Below are 16,625 nucleotides of genomic sequence, written 5' to 3' on the forward strand. Positions count from 1 at the left end.
AGGGCGGACATGAGTGTTCTGTCCCCGTTCGAAGCCCCTGTTCTGGGTCTCACCGGCAGTATTGTTATTATCTGATACGATAAGGGGATGATATGACTGTCCCACTTCCAGACAGCGTACAGGACCGGTTCTGGGCGCGGCATTCGAATCCCAAGAGCGGCTGGTCGCGTGTGCCGACCGGCGCTGTCATCGTGTACGCCGTGTATCAGCGGGACTGGCGTCTCCTGGCTGCGGCCTTCCTGTGGACGCTGGTCAACCCAGTCCTATTCGCGCCGCCCGAGACTGAGGACGCCTGGATGACCCGTGCTGTGCTGGCAGAGCGGTGGTGGCTCAGGGAGCAGGACAGCGGAACGATGGGCCTCGATTATCCGAACGTCTGTAACACTGCCGGCGCGCTGGCGTCGATTATCGCCCTGTACGCTGCCTGGCGTCGTCGGCCGGTCAGCGCTGCAGTCGCAACGGTTGCGATGGGGGGATTGAAGCTCTGGTGGCTCCGCGAACTCGTCCAGAAGTACGACGCGCGTGAGGGAGAGACAAACGGACATAGGTAGGGTAGTGGCTGCCTGTTCGCGTCCGACAGGGGCCTGCGGATGCGACCGCAAAAGAGGAATGTCTCTGTTGGTCGTCAGTACTGGTGGAGCGGCTGCTGGCGGATCTTGGCTCGCAACTCCCCAATAGAGGGATCGCCGTCGCCGCCGAACTGCTGTGTCACCGAGTGGACCTCCTCGCGGGAGATCTTGACGTTGCCCTGCTCGATAACGTCGGCAGGTCGCTCACGGAGCTCACGAATCGTGCCGACCGCGAGCAGGAACGGAATGGCCCACGCAGAGAGCGTGTTGCCGCGGGTTTCGGGCATGGCCTCGAGCCACGCCTGTGCGTCGTCGAGGTAGCCCTCCGCTCGCTCGGTTACCTGCTCGATGACGGGGACCAGCGAGTCGACGTTGTCCGTGTTGCTCACGTCGCTGTGATCGAGTCCTTGCTCGTGGAGCAACTCCAGCGGGAGGTAGACGTTGTTCTCCTCTTCCATGTCCGTCGCGGCGTCCTTGGCGACGTTGACGAGCTGGAGTAGCAGGGCGAACGACCGGGCGTTTTCCTCCATCTGGGCGATCTGCTCGTCGGTGGCTTCGTGGGAAACCAGTCCGGTCACCAGCGTGCCGACGGTGCCCGCGGCGTACCAGCAGTACTCTTCGAGTTCGTCGAGCGTCTTGATTCGAAGCCCGCCGGCCTCGGCGTAGCGGTCGACGAACATCGCCATCCCGTCGACGAGTTCCCGGACCGGCCCGCGGATCGTCCGCGTGGAGTGGTCGTCGAGCGTGTGAAACACGTCGACGATGCGGCCCGCGTTCTCGACGACTTCCCAGTCGGCGTTCGTCGTCGTGGGGATCCACTCTTCGACAGCGTCGTGGAACGACGACACGGTCGTCCCGCTCGATGGTTCGAGCGAGCGGCTGTACGTCTGCAGGAGTTCAGTCTGTACCGCTGGAGGGAGATGACCGGCGTCCTCGATAGTGTCAGCCACACGACAGAGGAGGTAGCCCAGACAGATGTCCCGGGCCATCGGTTCGTTGAGTTCCGAAATTGTGAGACTAAACGTCCGCGACACACGATGGACGGCATCGTAGCACCACTCGATGTCTTCCGAAGACGACCGGTCTGTGTGGTTCTGAGACATTCCCGACATCCGGGGTAGGGCATACGATGATAAAAATGGGACGGCTACGGTGTCAGTCTCGACCCGGTCACGGGTCGGTGTTCCGACAGACTCAGGAGTGTCCGAGCCTAACTCGACGTATGAACGGCACAGCAACGTGGGGGCTGCGACCGTGAACAATCGGGATACAGCAGTGTTGGTGCTGACGGTCGTTGCTGCGATCATCCTCCCGGGACTCGCAAACTGGGGCTTCAGCACACTTGGCTACCCCTGGGTCGGGAGCGCTGTCTGGGCGCTGGGGTACGGCCTCGGCGTCGTCTTCATCTGGTACGAGTGGGTCCGGCCGCTCGATATCACCGGCCCAGAGGGCGTTAGCGGGAGTGAGGACTCAAGCGAGTGACGTGCTGTTCGGCTCCCTGACTACACACTAGCAGTTTTTTTCGCCATGTCTGCTCCCGGAAACACACGTATTGGAAAATTCTCATACAACACCCGTGGTACCCGCCTGACAACATTTATAGCCGTGGTCGGCCCAACGTGAGGTATGACAAACGAGGCACTCGGCGAGAGCCGTCCCGGAACGAGGGGACGCGCCGGGTGGACACGCGAGCAGGCGAGTCGGATCGCGCGCACCGACGACACCGTTGCCCCCATCGTCTATCCGCCGGAAACCGAACAGATTCCCGAGGTTCATATCTGGGACACCTGGTTCCTCCGCAACCGCGACGGCACGCTGGCGACAGTCGACGGCTACCGGGTCTGTTTTTCCCTGACGGCTCCGTCCGACTTGCTACCCGGCAAGCGCCACGACGTGGCGACCATCCGCTGTTTCTACTCTGACGACGGTCGCAACTGGCACAACGCTGGCCCGGTGTTCGAGGACGCACTGGGGCAGCGCCAGTGGGCCGGGTCCGCCCTGTATGACGACGACGGCAGCGTCTATCTGTTCTACACTGCGGCCGGCGAGGAGAGGGCCGAAGACCTGACATACACCCAGCGTATTGTCGGTGCAGGTGGCGGCAGCATCGACACGACAGACGGGTTCGAACTCTCGGGTCCGTGGACCCACCACGAACTGCTACAGCCCGACGGCGAACGCTACGAGCGCGAAGACCAGTCCCGCGGGATGATATACACCTTCCGCGACCCGTGGTTCTTCGAGGACCCGGAGACGGGCGAGACGTGGCTCCTGTTCGAGGCGAACACGCCGGTTCTGGAGCGGAGCGACATCTGTGGTGGCGACGACGCGTTACAGGAGTTCAACGGAAGCGTGGGCATCGCTCGCTCGCCGACCGGCGACCCGCTGGCGTGGGAGCTTGAAGACCCACTGCTGGACGCTGTGGGCGTCAATCAGGAACTCGAACGGCCACACATCGTGTATCGGGACGGCCTGTACTACCTGTTCGTCTCCAGCCACCTCCACACCTTCGCGCCGGGCCTCGAAGGGTTCGACGCGCTGTACGGCTTCGTCGCTGAGGAGCTACGGGGCGAGTACGTCCCGCTGAACGAGTCGGGGCTCGTCGCCACGAACCCCGAAAACGCGCCGTTCCAGTCCTACTCGTGGATGGCGTTTCCCCACGACGGCGAGGTGCTTGTCCAGAGCTTCTTCAACTACTACGACTTCGACGGCGAGACGCTGGACGAAATCGCCCATCTGTCCGAATCCGAGCAGATGCGCCGGTTCGGCGGCTCGCTCGGCCCGACGCTCCGGCTCGATGTCGAGGGGAGCCGAACGCGCATCATCGGAACGCTCGGGCACTGGCACATCCCGCTGGACGGCGAGGGACTGCCGCCGACAGACCGGGAACTGATTCGGCGCGGGCAACGGGCCGACGCCGGCACCGGGAGCTACGGCGCGCGGACGGGGTCAGAGTAACCGACACAGCGGCGTTTTCGCGGATACCGCTTACCAGACAGAGTCCAGTTCCCAGACGTCCAGCGACGCGACGGTCGCGCGCCCGCCCTCGGCAGACAGCGAGATACCGGTCGCGTCCTCGCGGGTCGGGTACACGCGGCTGGTCAGGCAGTGCCGTTCGTTGGCGAACACCTCGACGACAGAGCCGTCGACGAAGACGCGCAGCGACAGCGGCGCGTCGTAGGGCTGGACTCGCATCGACTGTGTGTCGCCGGTCGCTTGAGGGTCGGTGCTCGAGGCCGACCGGTCGACGGCGATCTCGCTCTCGTAGGTGTACCGGATTGGCGTCCGCTCCTCGCCGTCCGGCGATTCGAGGACGGACAGCTCGACGGCTTCGGCGTCCTCCAGACGGACCGTGGCGCGAAGCTCGAACGACCGGCTCTCGACCGGCAACTCCTTGCTATCATCGTCGCCGAGCCGCACCACGTCGTAGCCGGTGTGCTCGCCCCGTAGCTCGGTGAGTTCCGGGGCCGGCCGCTGGCAGAGGCCGCCGTCGTCGGCTAGGGACAGCTCACGGGGCAGCGACATCGCGCCCGACCAGCCGGCGTCCCACTGCCCGCTCACGTCCCGGGCCTCGGGGAGCCACCCCCAGGTCAGGATGCGGCCGTCGTCGGTCCACATCGACTGCGGGGCGTAGAAGTCGCCGTGGTCGAGCTTGTCCCGGCGGTCGACCTCGAACTCGCCGTCCGCGTAGGTGCCCAGGAAGTACACCACGTCCTCGTAGTTCGAGATGTGCAGGAGCTGGCGGTCGCCGAAATCCAGCAGTTCCGGGCACTCCCAGACGGTGCCGGCGGTGTCGCGGTCGCCGGTGAGGATCGGGCCCTGATACTCCCAGTCCCGGAGGTCAGCGGACTCGTACAGCAGGGCCGCGCCGCCGCCGCCCTCCATGCCGGCCCCGATGAGCTGATACCAGGTCCCGTCCTCGCGCCAGACGCAGTGGTCCCGGAACTCCCCTTCCCAGTGCTCGGTGCGGAGCACCTCCGGCTCGGCCGGCAGCTCCTCGATGATGGGGTTGTCCGGGTCCTTGTCCCAGGCCGTGAGGTCGTCGTCCGCGGCGGTGGCGATACAGGGGAGCTGGCGCTTGTCCCGACCGCCGGTGTACAGCACGGTCGGGACGCCGCCGTCGTCGACCGCACAGCCCGACCAGCAGCCGTCCCGGTCAGGCCCGTCGGGCGAGGGCGTGAGCGCGACCGGACGGTCCTCCCAGTGGACGAGGTCGTCGCTGACCGCGTGGCCCCAGTGGATGGTGTTGTGGAACGGGCCGACGGGGTTGTACTGGTAGAACAGGTGGTAGCGACCGTTCCAGTGGATGAGGCCGTTCGGGTCGTTGAGCCAGTTCGCGGGCGGGGTGACGTGATAGGACGGCCGGCACGGGTCGTCGTCGAGGCGCTTGCGTAACTGCCCAAACGTGTCGGCATCCTTCGGACGGCCAGTCAGCGGATGCCGGTCGTCGGTCGCCAGAAATCTCAGCGCGTTCTCGATGAGCGTCTCGCGGTTGCCCCGACACACGTCGTGGGTCGGCTGGGCGAACGCCACCGAAGAGCCCACCCCGAGCACCTGCCCGTCGCCGGGCTCCCAAGAGATGGCCGCCATCTGTTTGACCACGTCGGTGTCGCCCCGGACCGTGCTGGCGAGGACGTCCCCGGACTGTGGCGCGATGGACTCGTATCGCGCGTACGGAATCGTCACGCCCGGGCCGCGGGTGTGGACGCGCAGGGTGTCGTAGTCCGCGTGGATCGGGTGGTCGGCATACAGGGCCTGCCAGAGGTGGCCGGTCGGCTCGGGGATCTCCTCCCAGCCGGTCGCATCTGGCGCAACCGCCTCGAATCCCAGTGGTTCGACGGCCGAGAGCGCGCTCAGCGTCAGCAGGAGCGAGCCGCCGTCGCGGACGTACGCGGCTAGCGCTGGCGCGTCCGCAAGGGCTCGCCCGTCGAACAGTTCGTCCCGGTGCCACCAGAGGACATCGTACTCGGTGGGTTCGACAGAGGAGAGTGCGCACCGCTCGGCATCGTCGAGTGTCTCCTGACACCAGTCGTAGGCCGACGCCTGCTCGTCCGTACAGGTGTCGGCGTAGAGACAGCCGATGCGTGGCGAATCTGCCATTGCCCGTTATCCCTGCCTGAAATATAAAAACATTCGGCAATCGTTTTTGAGTGAATGTGCACGATATTGTGTATTGCGGCGTTGCTGTGGGCAGCACCCATCCGGCAGCCCACTGGCTGCCTACAGCGTAGCCTCACCCCGCTCAGCGACAGTGTACAGAGACAGTCAGGGAGGGCTAACAGCCAGAGCAGTAGCTGACAGCGGACTATCGATGAAAAAGCGAGCAGAGCCGGTCAGTGGACGCGAGCGTTGCGGGCCTCGGCCTTCCAGTCGATGACGGTCTCATGACAACTGGGACAGACGAACTCGGTGAGCTTTGTCGTCTGATCGTTGTATGACATCCGCGTGCCACAGTTGGTGCAATCCATTATAATTGTATATATTCTACTATGGGATATAAATTTTCTCCTGCACATGGTCGGCCCGGGCGGGAGACGGCCTGACACGGCTGAATTGTGCTATCTCCTCACATGGATCGGATCAGAAGCTCCCGTCTGTGTCGACAGCGCCACCGCGACACAGTTCTCCAGAGCGAACAGACAATCGACGGGTAGCTGAGAGCGCGTGGCTGGCTGGGACTACGACCCGCCGTGTCCCGTAGGGTCGATTTTCGGGTCGGTGCTACCGTCCTCGATATCCGAGCGGTCGGTCGTGTCAGTCGGCGACAGCGAGCGCTCGTCAGCGGTCGTTATGTCCGGGTCCGGCGTCGTCTCAGTCCCGACGAAGCGGTCGTCCACGTCGACGGGGTCGCCATCGAGTCTGACTTTCGCCCTCGAAAGCCGCTGTTCCACGGCATCGAGTTCCGCTTCCAGGTGGTCGATGGCGTCCGGATAACAGTCTCTGGCGTCTGCGAGGGCAGTTTCGAACGCCGCTTTTGCCGTCTTGTACTCCGCTAACGCGGCGTCGGGCTGGCTGGCGTCGGCGTACCAGTCCCCTGCCTCCATCGCGTCCGTCGCAACCGCCCGTCGCGCGGTGACGAGGTGCTCCGCGACGGTCCCCAGTCGGTCCCGGACCCGCTCAGGGTCGCCAGCGAACCGGCGTTCATCCGCCCCCCAGTCGAGCTCGAGGACGTTTCGGTAGGCTTCGAGCGCCTCGGCCCAGTGTTTGGCGGCAACAGCGGGGTCCTGCGCCGCGACAGCCTCGTTGTCGGCTGCAGCCGCAGTGCGCAGCGGCGACTGTTCGAGGTCATCGATGACCGTTTCGAGTCGGTCACGCTCGGCACGGATGTCGGCAAGTTCTGGAACGCCCTCGGTCGGAAGTGAGAGAATCTCGTCATACTCCGCTCGCGCCACCTCGTAGGCGTCGTACGCCGCCTCGAATTCGCGCCCTCGCCAGCGCTGCTCACCGGTGTCGACTGCCCGTCGAGCGCGGCTGCGACGGACCTCCGCGAGTGTCGCAGTGTGGCGTTCTCGCACCGTGGTAACGCGGTCTTCGAGCGCGTTCGCATCGTCGGACGGCCCGAACTCCGTGGCCGTTTCACCGGCCACGTCAAGGCGGTCCCCGGCTTCCAGCACCGTCGCCAGTGCCTGCTCGTAGTCCCCTTGATCGCGCTGTTCTGTTGCTCTCACGAGCATCCGCTTGACCTCGTCCAAGATATTCTCGACGCGAACCCACGCCTGTGACGCATGGGAAAGATACGCGGTCAGGTCGACGATTCCCTGTTTGCCACAGTGAACCCGCCACTCCGTCCCACCACACCGCCGGAGCGTGATCTGACCGTGGCCCAGCGAGTGGTCTCCCGCGACCTGATCGATATCGACGTGTGGGACGGCGAACCGCCTGTCGCCGTCGTCGTTTCCCACTAGCACGATGAGTCGCCTGTCCGTCACGACGCCGATCATGCGGTAGTTGCTGCCCGGCTGCACCGTCTCGCCAGACTTCGACGTACCGAGTTCGACGCCGTGTTTGCGGCTGGTGAGAGCGAACCGTGGGGTCTCGTCGTCGTCGACGGCTGCCAGTGCTGGCTCGTCGTGGAGATAGCCGGTCGAGAAGAGCCCGCCCGGACCGGTGCGGGTGAGGATATCAGGTGGATCCTCCAAATTATTTAATTTGATAATTTTTCCCATTACCGGAGCAAAATACACCTGAAGACTTGAGTTTGACTTATGAATTCTGATACTGGTGTAGTAAATTACTGCAGTCTTCACCTGAATTGCGCTGTCGCGTTCCCGTCAGGCCGCGGCCGTCGATATCCCGCGTATCTCGCCACGCCGTCCGTCAGCCGGCAGACGGCTGTCTGACTTGACTTTAGGTGTCATGCTCGCATAGCCGAGCATATGCCACGTACTCGTCTCAGCGGGAGTCCGTCTCAGAAGCGACGGGGTGGTGACCTCGCAACTGACGCGACCGGCCTCGGAATCGACACTGACGTATTCGAACTGCTCTCGACTGGTCGCGGTCACAAAATGGCACAGTCCGAGCCCAGAATCGCACAGTGGCTGGACTGCTGGCGGAATCCCTAGTTGGTCTCGACGAGACGCGCCGCGATCCGCTGTGCGCCGATAGTCGGTGCGATGTCCGGTTCGTCGGCGGCGATGACTTCGATATCGCGGTTCAGTTCCGCGCTGAGTCGCTCCTCGAACTCGTCGACGATACCGGGAATGCAGGCCATGCCGCCGGTGATGGCGATCGGCCGGTCCAGTGCTAGCTGGTACACTTTCATGTAGTCGTTTGCCAGCTCCGGCAGGAACGTGTTCGCCAGTTCGTCGACGGCGTCGTCGAGGTACTCGTTGACCGCGTCCATCACAGAGCGCTCGATGGTGAACTCGTGTGAGCCGCCGCCGGGCTGCTGGATGATGTCCGTGAACGGCTCGAAATCGACGAAGTCGGCGTGCTCCTCCTTGTATTCGCGAGCAGTCTGGTTGTCTATGTTGACACGGCCCTGCGTCTCTTCTTCGACGTAGTTGGCGATCATCCGGTCGACCTCGTTCCCGGTCACTGCGCCCGTCGTGAACGGCGAAAGTTGTTCGCCGCGGCGGTACGCAGAGGCTTCGAGGTTCGTTGACCCCATGTTGACAGCGACGAATATCTCGTCGATGGCTTCGAGGTCGTCGCCGAAGGCCGGGATGGAGCCACACAGTGACTCTGGATAGCTCTCGACGAGTTCCAGCCCGATCGAGGAGTTCTCGATGACGTTCTGGAGGTTCCCCAGCCCAGTCGGATTGTCGATGGTTGGAATAGCGTACACGACGCCGCTGTTTGCCGGGATGTCGTGTTCCTCGATGATCGCCTCGAAGAACGTCTTGGTCATCTCGGCCCGGTCGGCGTCCTCGGGCAGTCCCGACCGGAGCATGTACTCGACGCGATCCGGATACTCGCGGGCCGCTTCCTCGCCGTAGAGGATTTTCTCCTCACCGGTCAGGGCGTCCTCGTACGTCGCCATGCAGGTCAGTGTCTTGATGATCCGGTTCTCCGTGCCGTGTTCGCCCGGCAGGGCAATGACGGTCCGGGTACTCCCGAGCTTGACCCCGACCGGAACAGCGGCAGCGCCGCTTGACGACACACCGGCGTCTGATTCGGACCCGGTGTCGTCGTCCGCATCCTCGTCACTCATATACGGTCGTCCTTGTCGACCGCCCGATATATATCCTCTCCCTAGTATTCAGGACTGATAGCTGCCCCCTCGGGTGACTGATACTGCAGCATCCTCGATATCAGGAATGTGACGGAAAGAACTGCTGCTGAAAACGAGCGTTATGTCATCGCGGTGAGCTTCGCGATGTAGACGAGGCTCAGCATGTGGTCGTCGACGCTCAGCTCGTTGTCGTCGTTGGTCGCCGACTCGTCGATGCCGAGCAGATAGTCCGAGAGGTCGTCCTGTACGTCCTCGGTGATCCAGTCGATAGAGCGGTAGTAATCGAGCGCTTCGTCGGCCCCCTGATACCCGGAGTGCATCAGCAGGAACTCCAGCCACTCGAAGACCACGAACTCTGCGGCGTAGGTCTCGGGCAGCGCTTCGAGATAGGGTTTCTCCTGTGCGTCACCACCGAGGAACGGCAGGAGTTCACGGTAGAGCCCGGAACGGAACGAACTCCCCGCAAGCACCTCTTCGTCGGAGTCGTCGAGCCCCATGTCGAGATCTGTCGGGTCCGGAACGTCCTCGTCGCCCATCCCGTTGCCCCGCTGACGAGCCATCTTCCGTAACTCGTCGAGGTCGTAATCACGCGGGTTGATGGTCATGATACTGACCCTTCAATCTACACAATCATAAATCTTGCACACCGTCAGACGGCCGTCATGCACACGCTCGCGGGCATTTCGGTCTCGTCCGCGTTCCGTCCCCCAGTTGCGAGGTTGATAATCGGGACCACATTTTTATAGTGGCTCGGAGTCGACCTGTGGATACTTGGATGATGAACCGGCAATCAGAAACCGGTCCAGCCCGCTTCTGTGTGACCAACGCGAAAGGCGGGACCGGAAAGACGACAGTTGCTATCAACGTAGCCGGTGCACTGAACGACCGCGGCCGGGACGTCCTCTTTATCGACCTCGACCCACAGGGCAACGCCACGGAAGGCGTCGGTCTCGTCGAGGCGTACGACGCCGACCCGCCGACGCTGTTCGACGCACTGACTGGTGACCCATCGGCGCTGGGTGACCTCATCTGCAAGGGTGAGGAGATGGACGTGATCCCCTCCAGCATCGATATGCTCCAGGCCGAGCACGAACTGACCATCGCCGACCTCATCGCCCGGGTCAACACCCAAGGCGGGGATATCGACCAGGCCGCGCTGGCCTCGTTCGCGATCAACATCACGCCAGAGATGGTCACGGGGTCACACGCGCTCGACACGCTCGACCGGGCGCTGTCGACGCTCGACGCCGAGTACGACTACGTTATCATCGATTGCCCGCCGTTCTACGGGAAGCTGACCGACACCGGTATGTACGCCGCACAGAACGTCCTCATTCCCGCGCTGACTGAAGCGACCTCCGAGCGAGCCATCGAACTGCTGATGGACCAGATGGCCGCGATGGAGCGCCAGACCGACGCGTCGATCAACACGCTCGGCGTCGTCGCCAACCGGGTCGAAACGACATCCGAGGACGAGACGATGCTCGAATGGTTCAACATGGCATTCCCGGACAGTCCCGTCTGGGAGGTCCGCAAGCGGGTCGCGCTCCAGCGCGCGTTCAGCGCCGGCCAATCGATTTTCGCGACAGAGGAATCGTGTGATATGGCGGCTGTCTTCGAGGACATCGCCGCAGAACTCGACAAGCAGTTCGGCTTTACCGACACAGAGGTACCAGCATGAGTGACGACGAACGTATGGACAGAGCGGAGCGCATCCGACAGATGCGCGAGGGGAACAAAGCAGAGACTACCGACGACACCGAGGAGACGGACGATGACTCCGCGGATGGGTCCAGTGACCACTCCGACGACAGCGGAAACGAGGAGACGCCGGTCAGGGCCGGTGACGCGGAACCGTCGGCCGCCCAGAGCGACGACGCGCCTGAGGAAGCGGCGGCCGATGGACAGACTCCTGACGACAACGGCAGCGATACGAACGCCGACGGCGCAACCACTGCCCAGACCGATACTGACGCGATGGCCGCCGCACAGCGAGCGGCCGAGGCCTCCGCACAGATGACCGGTGAGAACGTCGACGCCGGTGTTGCCGACCAGCCGACAGACGACCTTTCGGCCTCGGCCAGCCCGATGCAGGGGCCGACCGGCGTCGAGTTGCCGGACCAGGAACTCATCGAGGAGGCGATGGCGTCGGACAACACCGCCACGACCGAAGGTGGCGCTCGCGCCGCGGCTATCGATGACGACGCGACCCAGACAGAAGAGCTGGTCCGGGTACTCGAGTTCGCGCTCGGTGACGAGTACTACTGTCTCGACATCGACTACGTCGAGGAGATCGTCAAGCGCGAAACGGTCACTCGCGTCCCAAATACCGAGGACTACGTCGAGGGCGTCGTCGACCTCCGGGGCCAGATTACGACGATTCTCAACCCCAAGGTGATGATGGACATCGACAGCGACGGGACCGAGAATCTCATCGTCGTCTTCGACGCAGGCGTGTTCGAGGAACAGGGTGCGATGGGCTGGATCGTCGACGAGGTCCGGCAGGTCGTCCCCGTCGCCGAGTCCGAAGTGAACACCGCCCCGGTCGACGGCGAGTACATCAACGGCGTCGTCGACCGTGACGACGAGGACGAGTTCGTCATCTGGATCGAACCCGACGACGTTCTCGGGAACGCAACCGCGGACGGCGAGGACTGACGCTACTGTTTTCAGCTTGATTGCATCCCCTCATGACGGAATAGCTGCCGGACCGCAGAGAGAGTCCGCCCAGCACAGCGGCTCCGCTTCTCATGTCGGAGACCTTGGATCGGCTACTCACTGACCGACAAGAACGGGGTTCGCGAGACGCGCCATCAGGACTCGCGCCACTTGTGGCCGCACTCGACACAGGTGAATAGCCGAACCTCGTAGGAGCCGCCCGGCTTCGGCAGCATCTCGTAGTAGGCCTGGTCGCTGTCGCAGTCGTCCGCCGGACAGGGCTCCTGCATCGTCTCGGTAGCGTCCTGCGTCGCGTCGGCCACGGCGGGTGCCCCGTCGTCCCGCTGTGCATCCTGGGTCGCCATCGCCGCTTCTGCCTGCGAGTCCCGGGGTTCCTCGTTTTCACAGGAGCGACACACCCAGGTGTCGCCCTCCGTGTGCATTACCGAGCCACACTCGTCACAGAATTGCATATAACGTCGGGATACACGGGTGTCGGATATATGTGTTAACTTCCGCTCCCCCGTGGGTTTCAGGTACCCGCTCATGCTGACGGCCGTGAAAATCTCGCGTCTTTGAGAGGGGTATCCGGGCCGTTTTCCCGCCCCTTACTCACTGTCCGGCTTCTCGCCGTGGAGGTCCAGTTCTTCGCTGACGAGATCGACCGCGTTCTGGACGGCACCCACCGTCCCGAGATAGCCTGCGCCCACGGTCGTCTTGAGCGCCAGCGCGGCCCCGCCGGTGAGGACAGAGGGGCCGACCTTCGCCACGGCGTCGTCGCCGACCGAGACGAGCCAGCCCGGCACGTTGAACTGGTACTGGGTCAGCCGGGGCTGGAACTCGCCGTGGCCACCCTGTGACCGTTCGACGAGTGTTCCGATGTTGTCAGCGGCGACGCGGGCCTCGCGGATGGCCGCCGCCGCGCTCGCCGGCACGGCCTCGCCGTCGCTGTCGACGACCCGGGCCGCGTCGCCGACCGCGAAGGTGGACTCGCCGAGTCGGAGGTCCGCCCGGACGACGGGCCGGTCGGAATCGAGCGCCGGTGACCCCTCGATACCGCCGGTCCAGACGAACTGGTCCATCGGCAGGTCCGAGCCGTCCGCGAGCGAAATGGCGTCGGCGTCGGCTCCAGCCACGCCGGTCCCGGTCATGACTGTCACGCCGGCGTCGACCAGCGCGTCGTGGACCGCCGACTGAAACGACGGGGGGAACGACGGTGCCACGGCGTCTTCCTGTTCGAGCAAGCGGATCTCGATATCACTGTCCTCGCGCATCTCGGCCAGTTCGCCGGCCACCTGCACGCCCGACAGGCCAGCGCCGCCGACGACCACGCGGTCGCCGTCACTGAGGGTGTGGAACCGCTCGCGGATCGCGCGCGCGTCATCGAGGCGCTTCAGCGGCGTCGCGTGCTCGCGCACACCCGGGAGGTCATAGAACGCCGTCTGCGCGCCGAGACACACCGCCCCCACGTCGTAGGACAGCGTCTCCGACTCGTCCAGCGTCGCAACGCCGGCATCAGGGTCGACATCGGTGACCGTCGCCTGTCGGATTTCACAGTCCAGAACGGCGTCGAGGTCGACGGTAATTTCCTCGGCCAGCGACGGCCGCCGGACGACCCGGTGGAGTTCGTGCTGAACGAGATGCTCGGACTGTTCGTCGACGACGACCAGCGAGACGCTATCGGGGAGTATCTGTTGGAGCTTTCTGGCGAGCGTGAGCCCGGCGTACCCGGCTCCGAGAACGGCGACACGCATACCGTTCGCTTGGAGCTAGACGCTGAAAGGCCTGCCTCCATGGGACAGACAGGCGAGCGATCATCATACCATTTATATTCATGCACTCTTCTGATTAGGCTAGCCTAAAATGGACGACGGTGCCGAGTTACTTGTCGGCGAACTGTTTGCGTCCCTTGCTGAGGAGGGGCGGACAGAGACACGTGAAGCGTTGTTGGAAGTGTACCAAGACAGCGCGGTCCGGGAGCGGGAAGCGCTTTCGCGGACGTTGCTGTCTGAACTACTGGCGCTGTTAGACGCCCGACTCGACCGCGATGCGGAAGTCGAGATACTGGCGAACTCGGTCGGCTCGCTGGTAGAACGGTTTTCGGCTATCGTGCAGTCAATCCCTGCCGCGGTGGTCGTAATCGACGCGGACAGGTCGATTCAGTTCTGGAGCGACGGTGCCGAGCGACTGTTCGGCTGGAACGAGAGTCGGGTGACCGGCCGTTCGTACGCCGAGACGCTTGCGGAGTCGCCAGCGACACTCGACGACCTGCTATCCTCTCTCGTCTCCGGAGAGTCGCTCACCGGCGTTGAATCCTCCCACCGGCACGCCAACGGGTCGACGCTCGACGTGCAGTTGTGGGGAGCGCCGCTCGCCGGCGAGAGTACAGACGGTGCGTCGTTGTTTGTCACCGACATCTCGGAGCAGAAACAACGCGAGCAGCGGCTCATGGTCCTCAACCGCCTGTTTCGGCATAACATCCGTAACGACGTGACTGTCATCCGCGGGCATCTGGACCTGCTCAGCGACGAACGCCAGAGTGAACATATCGATATCATCGCGGACCGTATCGAAGATATCCGTAGTCTGAGCGAGGCCGCACAGCAGATTGAGCAACTGCAACACAGCGACGAGACGGAACGGCGAACCTTCGACCCGAGCGCACTGCTCTGTGACCGGATCGGCCGTCTGCGGACCGAGCAAGCGACCCTTGCCCTTCGGCAAGACGTGCGCGTCACGGGCCGCGTTGTCGGTCACGAACTGCTCCCGTATGCGCTCGACAACGTCCTCGACAACGCAGTGGAACACAACGACGCTGAGACGCCCCGTATCGATGTGACTGCCGAGCCAGCGAGCGGAAGCGACCGCGTCATCTTCCGGATAGCTGACAACGGTCCGGGGCTTCCTGATACGGAGCAGTCGGTCCTCACAACTGGAACAGAGACACCGCTCGCGCACAGCACGGGCACGGGGCTGTGGCTCACGCAGTGGATCGTCCGGGAGTCTGATGGGTCGATCTCGGTTTCGGAGAGCCGGTTCGGCGGGACCGAAGTCGAGATCCGCCTCCGGCGGCCAGTCGACTGACTCAGAACAGCGCCTCGTCCTCGTCGAGAATCTGTGCGGGGCCGCCGACCTCCCAGACGCGGGTGTCGACGCCACAGTCGGCGACCGCCTCTTCGACGCGGCCGACATACTCATCAGTCGTATTGATGTAGACGCTCGCGCCGGTGTCGACGGAGAAGTACACCGGCACGTCCTCGGCATTCCGGAGTTCCCGGACGGCGTTGAATATCTCGATGGTGCGGGGCTGCCAGTACACCCAGCCGGCCGGTCCGGTCATCGTCGCGGCGGCCAGCGAGAGCGAGTCCTTCTCGGCGAGGTCGAAGACGGCGTCGAAATCGCCGTTGTACAGCGCGTCGCGCATATCCGAAATCTGGCCGTGGATGTGGGCCATCCGCGACTCGAACATGTGGCTCTCGGCAGCCTCCTTGTGGGCTTCCTCGGTTTCCTTGTAGGAGGGGACCATCCCGGCGACGATCCGCAGGTCGTCTTCCAGGTCCGTCTCGATGCGCTCGCTCCGGCAGTCTTTGTCGTTCATCCCGGTCCGGAGGTGCGAGAACGCGCCGGTCACGGCACGCGCGGCCGACGAGGACCCGCGGCGCGCGACCGTCGAAATCTCAGGCCGCGTCATCTCGAGGCCTGCCGCCTCGACGAGAGCCATCGCCGCGGCGGCAAAGCCCGACGAGGAGGAGCCAAACCCGATGTTCGTCGGGAAGTTGTTCGCCGACTCGAAGCGGACACCGTGGTCGATGCCAGCGAGGTCGCGGACGTGGTCCACGACGGCGTCGATACGTTCGGCTCCGCGGCCAGTGACCTCCTCGCCGTCGATGACGTACACGTCTTCCTCACGGTCCGGGTCGAAGGCGGCCGTCGTCTTCGAGTGGCTCGGTGCGGTACAGACGGAGATGCTGTCGTGGTACGGCAGTCGCAGTTCCTCGTCGCGCATCCCGTGGTACTTGACCAGCCCCTGAATCGGATGTGCCTTCGCGGTCGCTTTCATATCTCACCCTTCCGGGCCGGTCACTTTGCTATTGCGAACCGCCGGCGCCGGCGTGGTCGGCAAACGGCGTCAGTACTCGGGGTTCTCCTCGCGGATGCCCTCGCGCTTGTTGACGAGGCGGGCGAGCGTGAACAGGGCGTCCGAGAGCCGGTTCAGGTAGATGATAGCCGTCTCGTTGACGCCGGCCTCCTCGGCGGCAAAGGAGACGCAACGGCGCTCGGCACGGCGACAGACCGCGCGGGCGTGGTGAAGCTTCGCCCCCGGCTCCGACCCGGAGGGGAGGATGAACGATTCGAGCGGGTCCAGCTCCGAATCGGCCTCGTCGATGAGATCTTCGAGCGTCTCGACGTGGGACTCCTGTATCCGCGGGTCGTCCTCCTCTGGGCTGGGGTTGGCGAAGTCGGCCTGAACGATGTGGAGGTGGTTCTGGATGACCCGGAGCTTTTCATCGATATCGTCGTGGCCGGTCGGCCTGACGACACCGACCAGCGCGTTCACCTCGTCGACAGTGCCGTACGCCTCGATACGGCGGCTGTCCTTCGATACCCGCTCCATGTTCCGGAGATCTGTCTGGCCCTGATCGCCGCGACCGGTGTAGATAGTCATAGCTGAATCTGGCACTGCCAGCGTCTTATAGCCGTGGGCGAATCATTGGGGAGCGCGG

17 protein-coding genes are annotated in these 16,625 nt (G+C 63.9%); 7 read left to right on the top strand and 10 right to left on the bottom strand.

Annotated features, from left to right (window positions below; genetic code table 11):
- The first annotated feature begins 92 nt into the window (after nt 1-92).
- Nucleotides 93-551 (top strand): DUF6653 family protein, encoded by a 459-nt coding sequence (locus DVK00_RS00850; RefSeq protein WP_121535109.1) that lies wholly within the window; start codon nt 93-95, stop codon nt 549-551.
- Between the two features lie 74 nt (nt 552-625).
- On the opposite strand, the gene DVK00_RS00855 is transcribed toward DVK00_RS00850, so the two are convergent.
- A complete protein-coding gene (locus DVK00_RS00855; protein WP_053968971.1) occupies nt 626-1,672 on the bottom strand; it encodes a phytoene/squalene synthase family protein in 1,047 nt (348 codons plus the stop codon).
- 151 nt (nt 1,673-1,823) lie between these two features.
- Between DVK00_RS00855 and DVK00_RS00860 the strand changes: the two genes are divergently transcribed.
- Entirely contained in the window at nt 1,824-2,051 is a 228-nt protein-coding gene (locus DVK00_RS00860; protein WP_232794466.1) for a hypothetical protein, read from the top strand.
- Between the two features lie 144 nt (nt 2,052-2,195).
- Nucleotides 2,196-3,527, top strand: a complete 1,332-nt coding sequence (locus tag DVK00_RS00865; RefSeq protein ID WP_121577101.1) for a glycoside hydrolase family 68 protein — start codon at nt 2,196-2,198, stop codon at nt 3,525-3,527.
- Between the two features lie 30 nt (nt 3,528-3,557).
- Here the strand turns inward: DVK00_RS00865 and DVK00_RS00870 are convergent, their stop codons facing one another.
- The 3 genes from DVK00_RS00870 to DVK00_RS00875 form a co-directional block, all read right to left on the bottom strand.
- A complete protein-coding gene (locus DVK00_RS00870; RefSeq protein WP_101350506.1) occupies nt 3,558-5,669 on the bottom strand; it encodes a glycoside hydrolase family 32 protein in 2,112 nt (703 codons plus the stop codon).
- A gap of 233 nt (nt 5,670-5,902) precedes the next feature.
- Nucleotides 5,903-6,037, bottom strand: coding sequence for a hypothetical protein (locus tag DVK00_RS22170; protein ID WP_023843340.1), 135 nt, complete (start codon nt 6,035-6,037; stop codon nt 5,903-5,905).
- A gap of 210 nt (nt 6,038-6,247) precedes the next feature.
- Nucleotides 6,248-7,708 (bottom strand): hypothetical protein, encoded by a 1,461-nt coding sequence (locus tag DVK00_RS00875; protein ID WP_233560743.1) that lies wholly within the window; start codon nt 7,706-7,708, stop codon nt 6,248-6,250.
- Between the two features lie 237 nt (nt 7,709-7,945).
- On the opposite strand from DVK00_RS00875, the gene DVK00_RS00880 reads away from it, so the two are divergent.
- Nucleotides 7,946-8,131 (top strand): hypothetical protein, encoded by a 186-nt coding sequence (locus tag DVK00_RS00880; RefSeq protein WP_101350508.1) that lies wholly within the window; start codon nt 7,946-7,948, stop codon nt 8,129-8,131.
- On the opposite strand, the gene DVK00_RS00885 is transcribed toward DVK00_RS00880, so the two are convergent.
- Nucleotides 8,128-9,222 carry a rod shape-determining protein gene (locus DVK00_RS00885; protein WP_121577103.1) on the bottom strand — a complete coding sequence of 365 codons (1,095 nt, stop codon included), beginning with the start codon at nt 9,220-9,222 and terminating at the stop codon, nt 8,128-8,130. The genes DVK00_RS00880 and DVK00_RS00885 overlap by 4 nt on opposite strands.
- A gap of 140 nt (nt 9,223-9,362) precedes the next feature.
- A complete protein-coding gene (locus DVK00_RS00890; RefSeq protein WP_101350510.1) occupies nt 9,363-9,848 on the bottom strand; it encodes a FlaD/FlaE family flagellar protein in 486 nt (161 codons plus the stop codon).
- A 170-nt stretch (nt 9,849-10,018) separates the two neighbouring features.
- Between DVK00_RS00890 and DVK00_RS00895 the strand changes: the two genes are divergently transcribed.
- Entirely contained in the window at nt 10,019-10,924 is a 906-nt protein-coding gene (locus tag DVK00_RS00895) for a ParA family protein (protein WP_121577104.1), read from the top strand.
- A complete protein-coding gene (locus DVK00_RS00900) occupies nt 10,921-11,901 on the top strand; it encodes a chemotaxis protein CheW (protein ID WP_121535111.1) in 981 nt (326 codons plus the stop codon). Before DVK00_RS00895 ends, DVK00_RS00900 begins: the two co-directional genes overlap by 4 nt.
- A 155-nt stretch (nt 11,902-12,056) precedes the next feature.
- On the opposite strand, the gene DVK00_RS00905 is transcribed toward DVK00_RS00900, so the two are convergent.
- Nucleotides 12,057-12,374 carry an RPA12/RPB9/RPC11 RNA polymerase family protein gene (locus tag DVK00_RS00905; protein WP_101350513.1) on the bottom strand — a complete coding sequence of 106 codons (318 nt, stop codon included), beginning with the start codon at nt 12,372-12,374 and terminating at the stop codon, nt 12,057-12,059.
- Between the two features lie 135 nt (nt 12,375-12,509).
- Entirely contained in the window at nt 12,510-13,655 is a 1,146-nt protein-coding gene (locus DVK00_RS00910; protein ID WP_121535112.1) for an NAD(P)/FAD-dependent oxidoreductase, read from the bottom strand.
- 109 nt (nt 13,656-13,764) lie between these two features.
- Here DVK00_RS00910 and DVK00_RS00915 point away from each other — a divergent pair, with 109 nt between their 5' ends.
- Entirely contained in the window at nt 13,765-14,985 is a 1,221-nt protein-coding gene (locus tag DVK00_RS00915) for a PAS domain S-box protein (protein ID WP_101350515.1), read from the top strand.
- 1 nt (nt 14,986) lies between these two features.
- On the opposite strand, the gene mvaD is transcribed toward DVK00_RS00915, so the two are convergent.
- The gene (gene mvaD / locus DVK00_RS00920) at nt 14,987-15,961 is read right to left on the bottom strand and encodes a phosphomevalonate decarboxylase MvaD (protein WP_121577105.1); all 975 of its coding nucleotides are present in this window, start codon (nt 15,959-15,961) and stop codon (nt 14,987-14,989) included.
- Between the two features lie 69 nt (nt 15,962-16,030).
- Nucleotides 16,031-16,567, bottom strand: coding sequence for a cob(I)yrinic acid a,c-diamide adenosyltransferase (locus tag DVK00_RS00925; protein WP_053968960.1), 537 nt, complete (start codon nt 16,565-16,567; stop codon nt 16,031-16,033).
- Nucleotides 16,568-16,625 lie beyond the last annotated feature (58 nt).

This window comes from Haloarcula sp. Atlit-47R (genome assembly GCF_003665985.1).
Lineage (GTDB): Archaea > Halobacteriota > Halobacteria > Halobacteriales > Haloarculaceae > Haloarcula > Haloarcula taiwanensis.

Excerpts from the sequence above, each read along its gene's own strand:
- DVK00_RS00850 (WP_121535109.1), top strand. The coding sequence starts at position 93 with ATGACTGTCCCACTTCCAGACAGCGTACAGGACCGGTTCTGGGCGCGG.
- DVK00_RS00855 (WP_053968971.1), bottom strand. The coding sequence starts at position 1,672 with ATGTCTCAGAACCACACAGACCGGTCGTCTTCGGAAGACATCGAGTGG.
- DVK00_RS00865 (WP_121577101.1), top strand. The coding sequence starts at position 2,196 with ATGACAAACGAGGCACTCGGCGAGAGCCGTCCCGGAACGAGGGGACGC.
- DVK00_RS00870 (WP_101350506.1), bottom strand. The coding sequence starts at position 5,669 with ATGGCAGATTCGCCACGCATCGGCTGTCTCTACGCCGACACCTGTACG.
- DVK00_RS22170 (WP_023843340.1), bottom strand. The coding sequence starts at position 6,037 with ATGGATTGCACCAACTGTGGCACGCGGATGTCATACAACGATCAGACG.
- DVK00_RS00880 (WP_101350508.1), top strand. The coding sequence starts at position 7,946 with ATGCCACGTACTCGTCTCAGCGGGAGTCCGTCTCAGAAGCGACGGGGT.
- DVK00_RS00885 (WP_121577103.1), bottom strand. The coding sequence starts at position 9,222 with ATGAGTGACGAGGATGCGGACGACGACACCGGGTCCGAATCAGACGCC.
- DVK00_RS00890 (WP_101350510.1), bottom strand. The coding sequence starts at position 9,848 with ATGACCATCAACCCGCGTGATTACGACCTCGACGAGTTACGGAAGATG.
- DVK00_RS00895 (WP_121577104.1), top strand. The coding sequence starts at position 10,019 with ATGATGAACCGGCAATCAGAAACCGGTCCAGCCCGCTTCTGTGTGACC.
- DVK00_RS00900 (WP_121535111.1), top strand. The coding sequence starts at position 10,921 with ATGAGTGACGACGAACGTATGGACAGAGCGGAGCGCATCCGACAGATG.
- DVK00_RS00905 (WP_101350513.1), bottom strand. The coding sequence starts at position 12,374 with ATGCAATTCTGTGACGAGTGTGGCTCGGTAATGCACACGGAGGGCGAC.
- DVK00_RS00910 (WP_121535112.1), bottom strand. The coding sequence starts at position 13,655 with ATGCGTGTCGCCGTTCTCGGAGCCGGGTACGCCGGGCTCACGCTCGCC.
- DVK00_RS00915 (WP_101350515.1), top strand. The coding sequence starts at position 13,765 with ATGGACGACGGTGCCGAGTTACTTGTCGGCGAACTGTTTGCGTCCCTT.
- mvaD (WP_121577105.1), bottom strand. The coding sequence starts at position 15,961 with ATGAAAGCGACCGCGAAGGCACATCCGATTCAGGGGCTGGTCAAGTAC.
- DVK00_RS00925 (WP_053968960.1), bottom strand. The coding sequence starts at position 16,567 with ATGACTATCTACACCGGTCGCGGCGATCAGGGCCAGACAGATCTCCGG.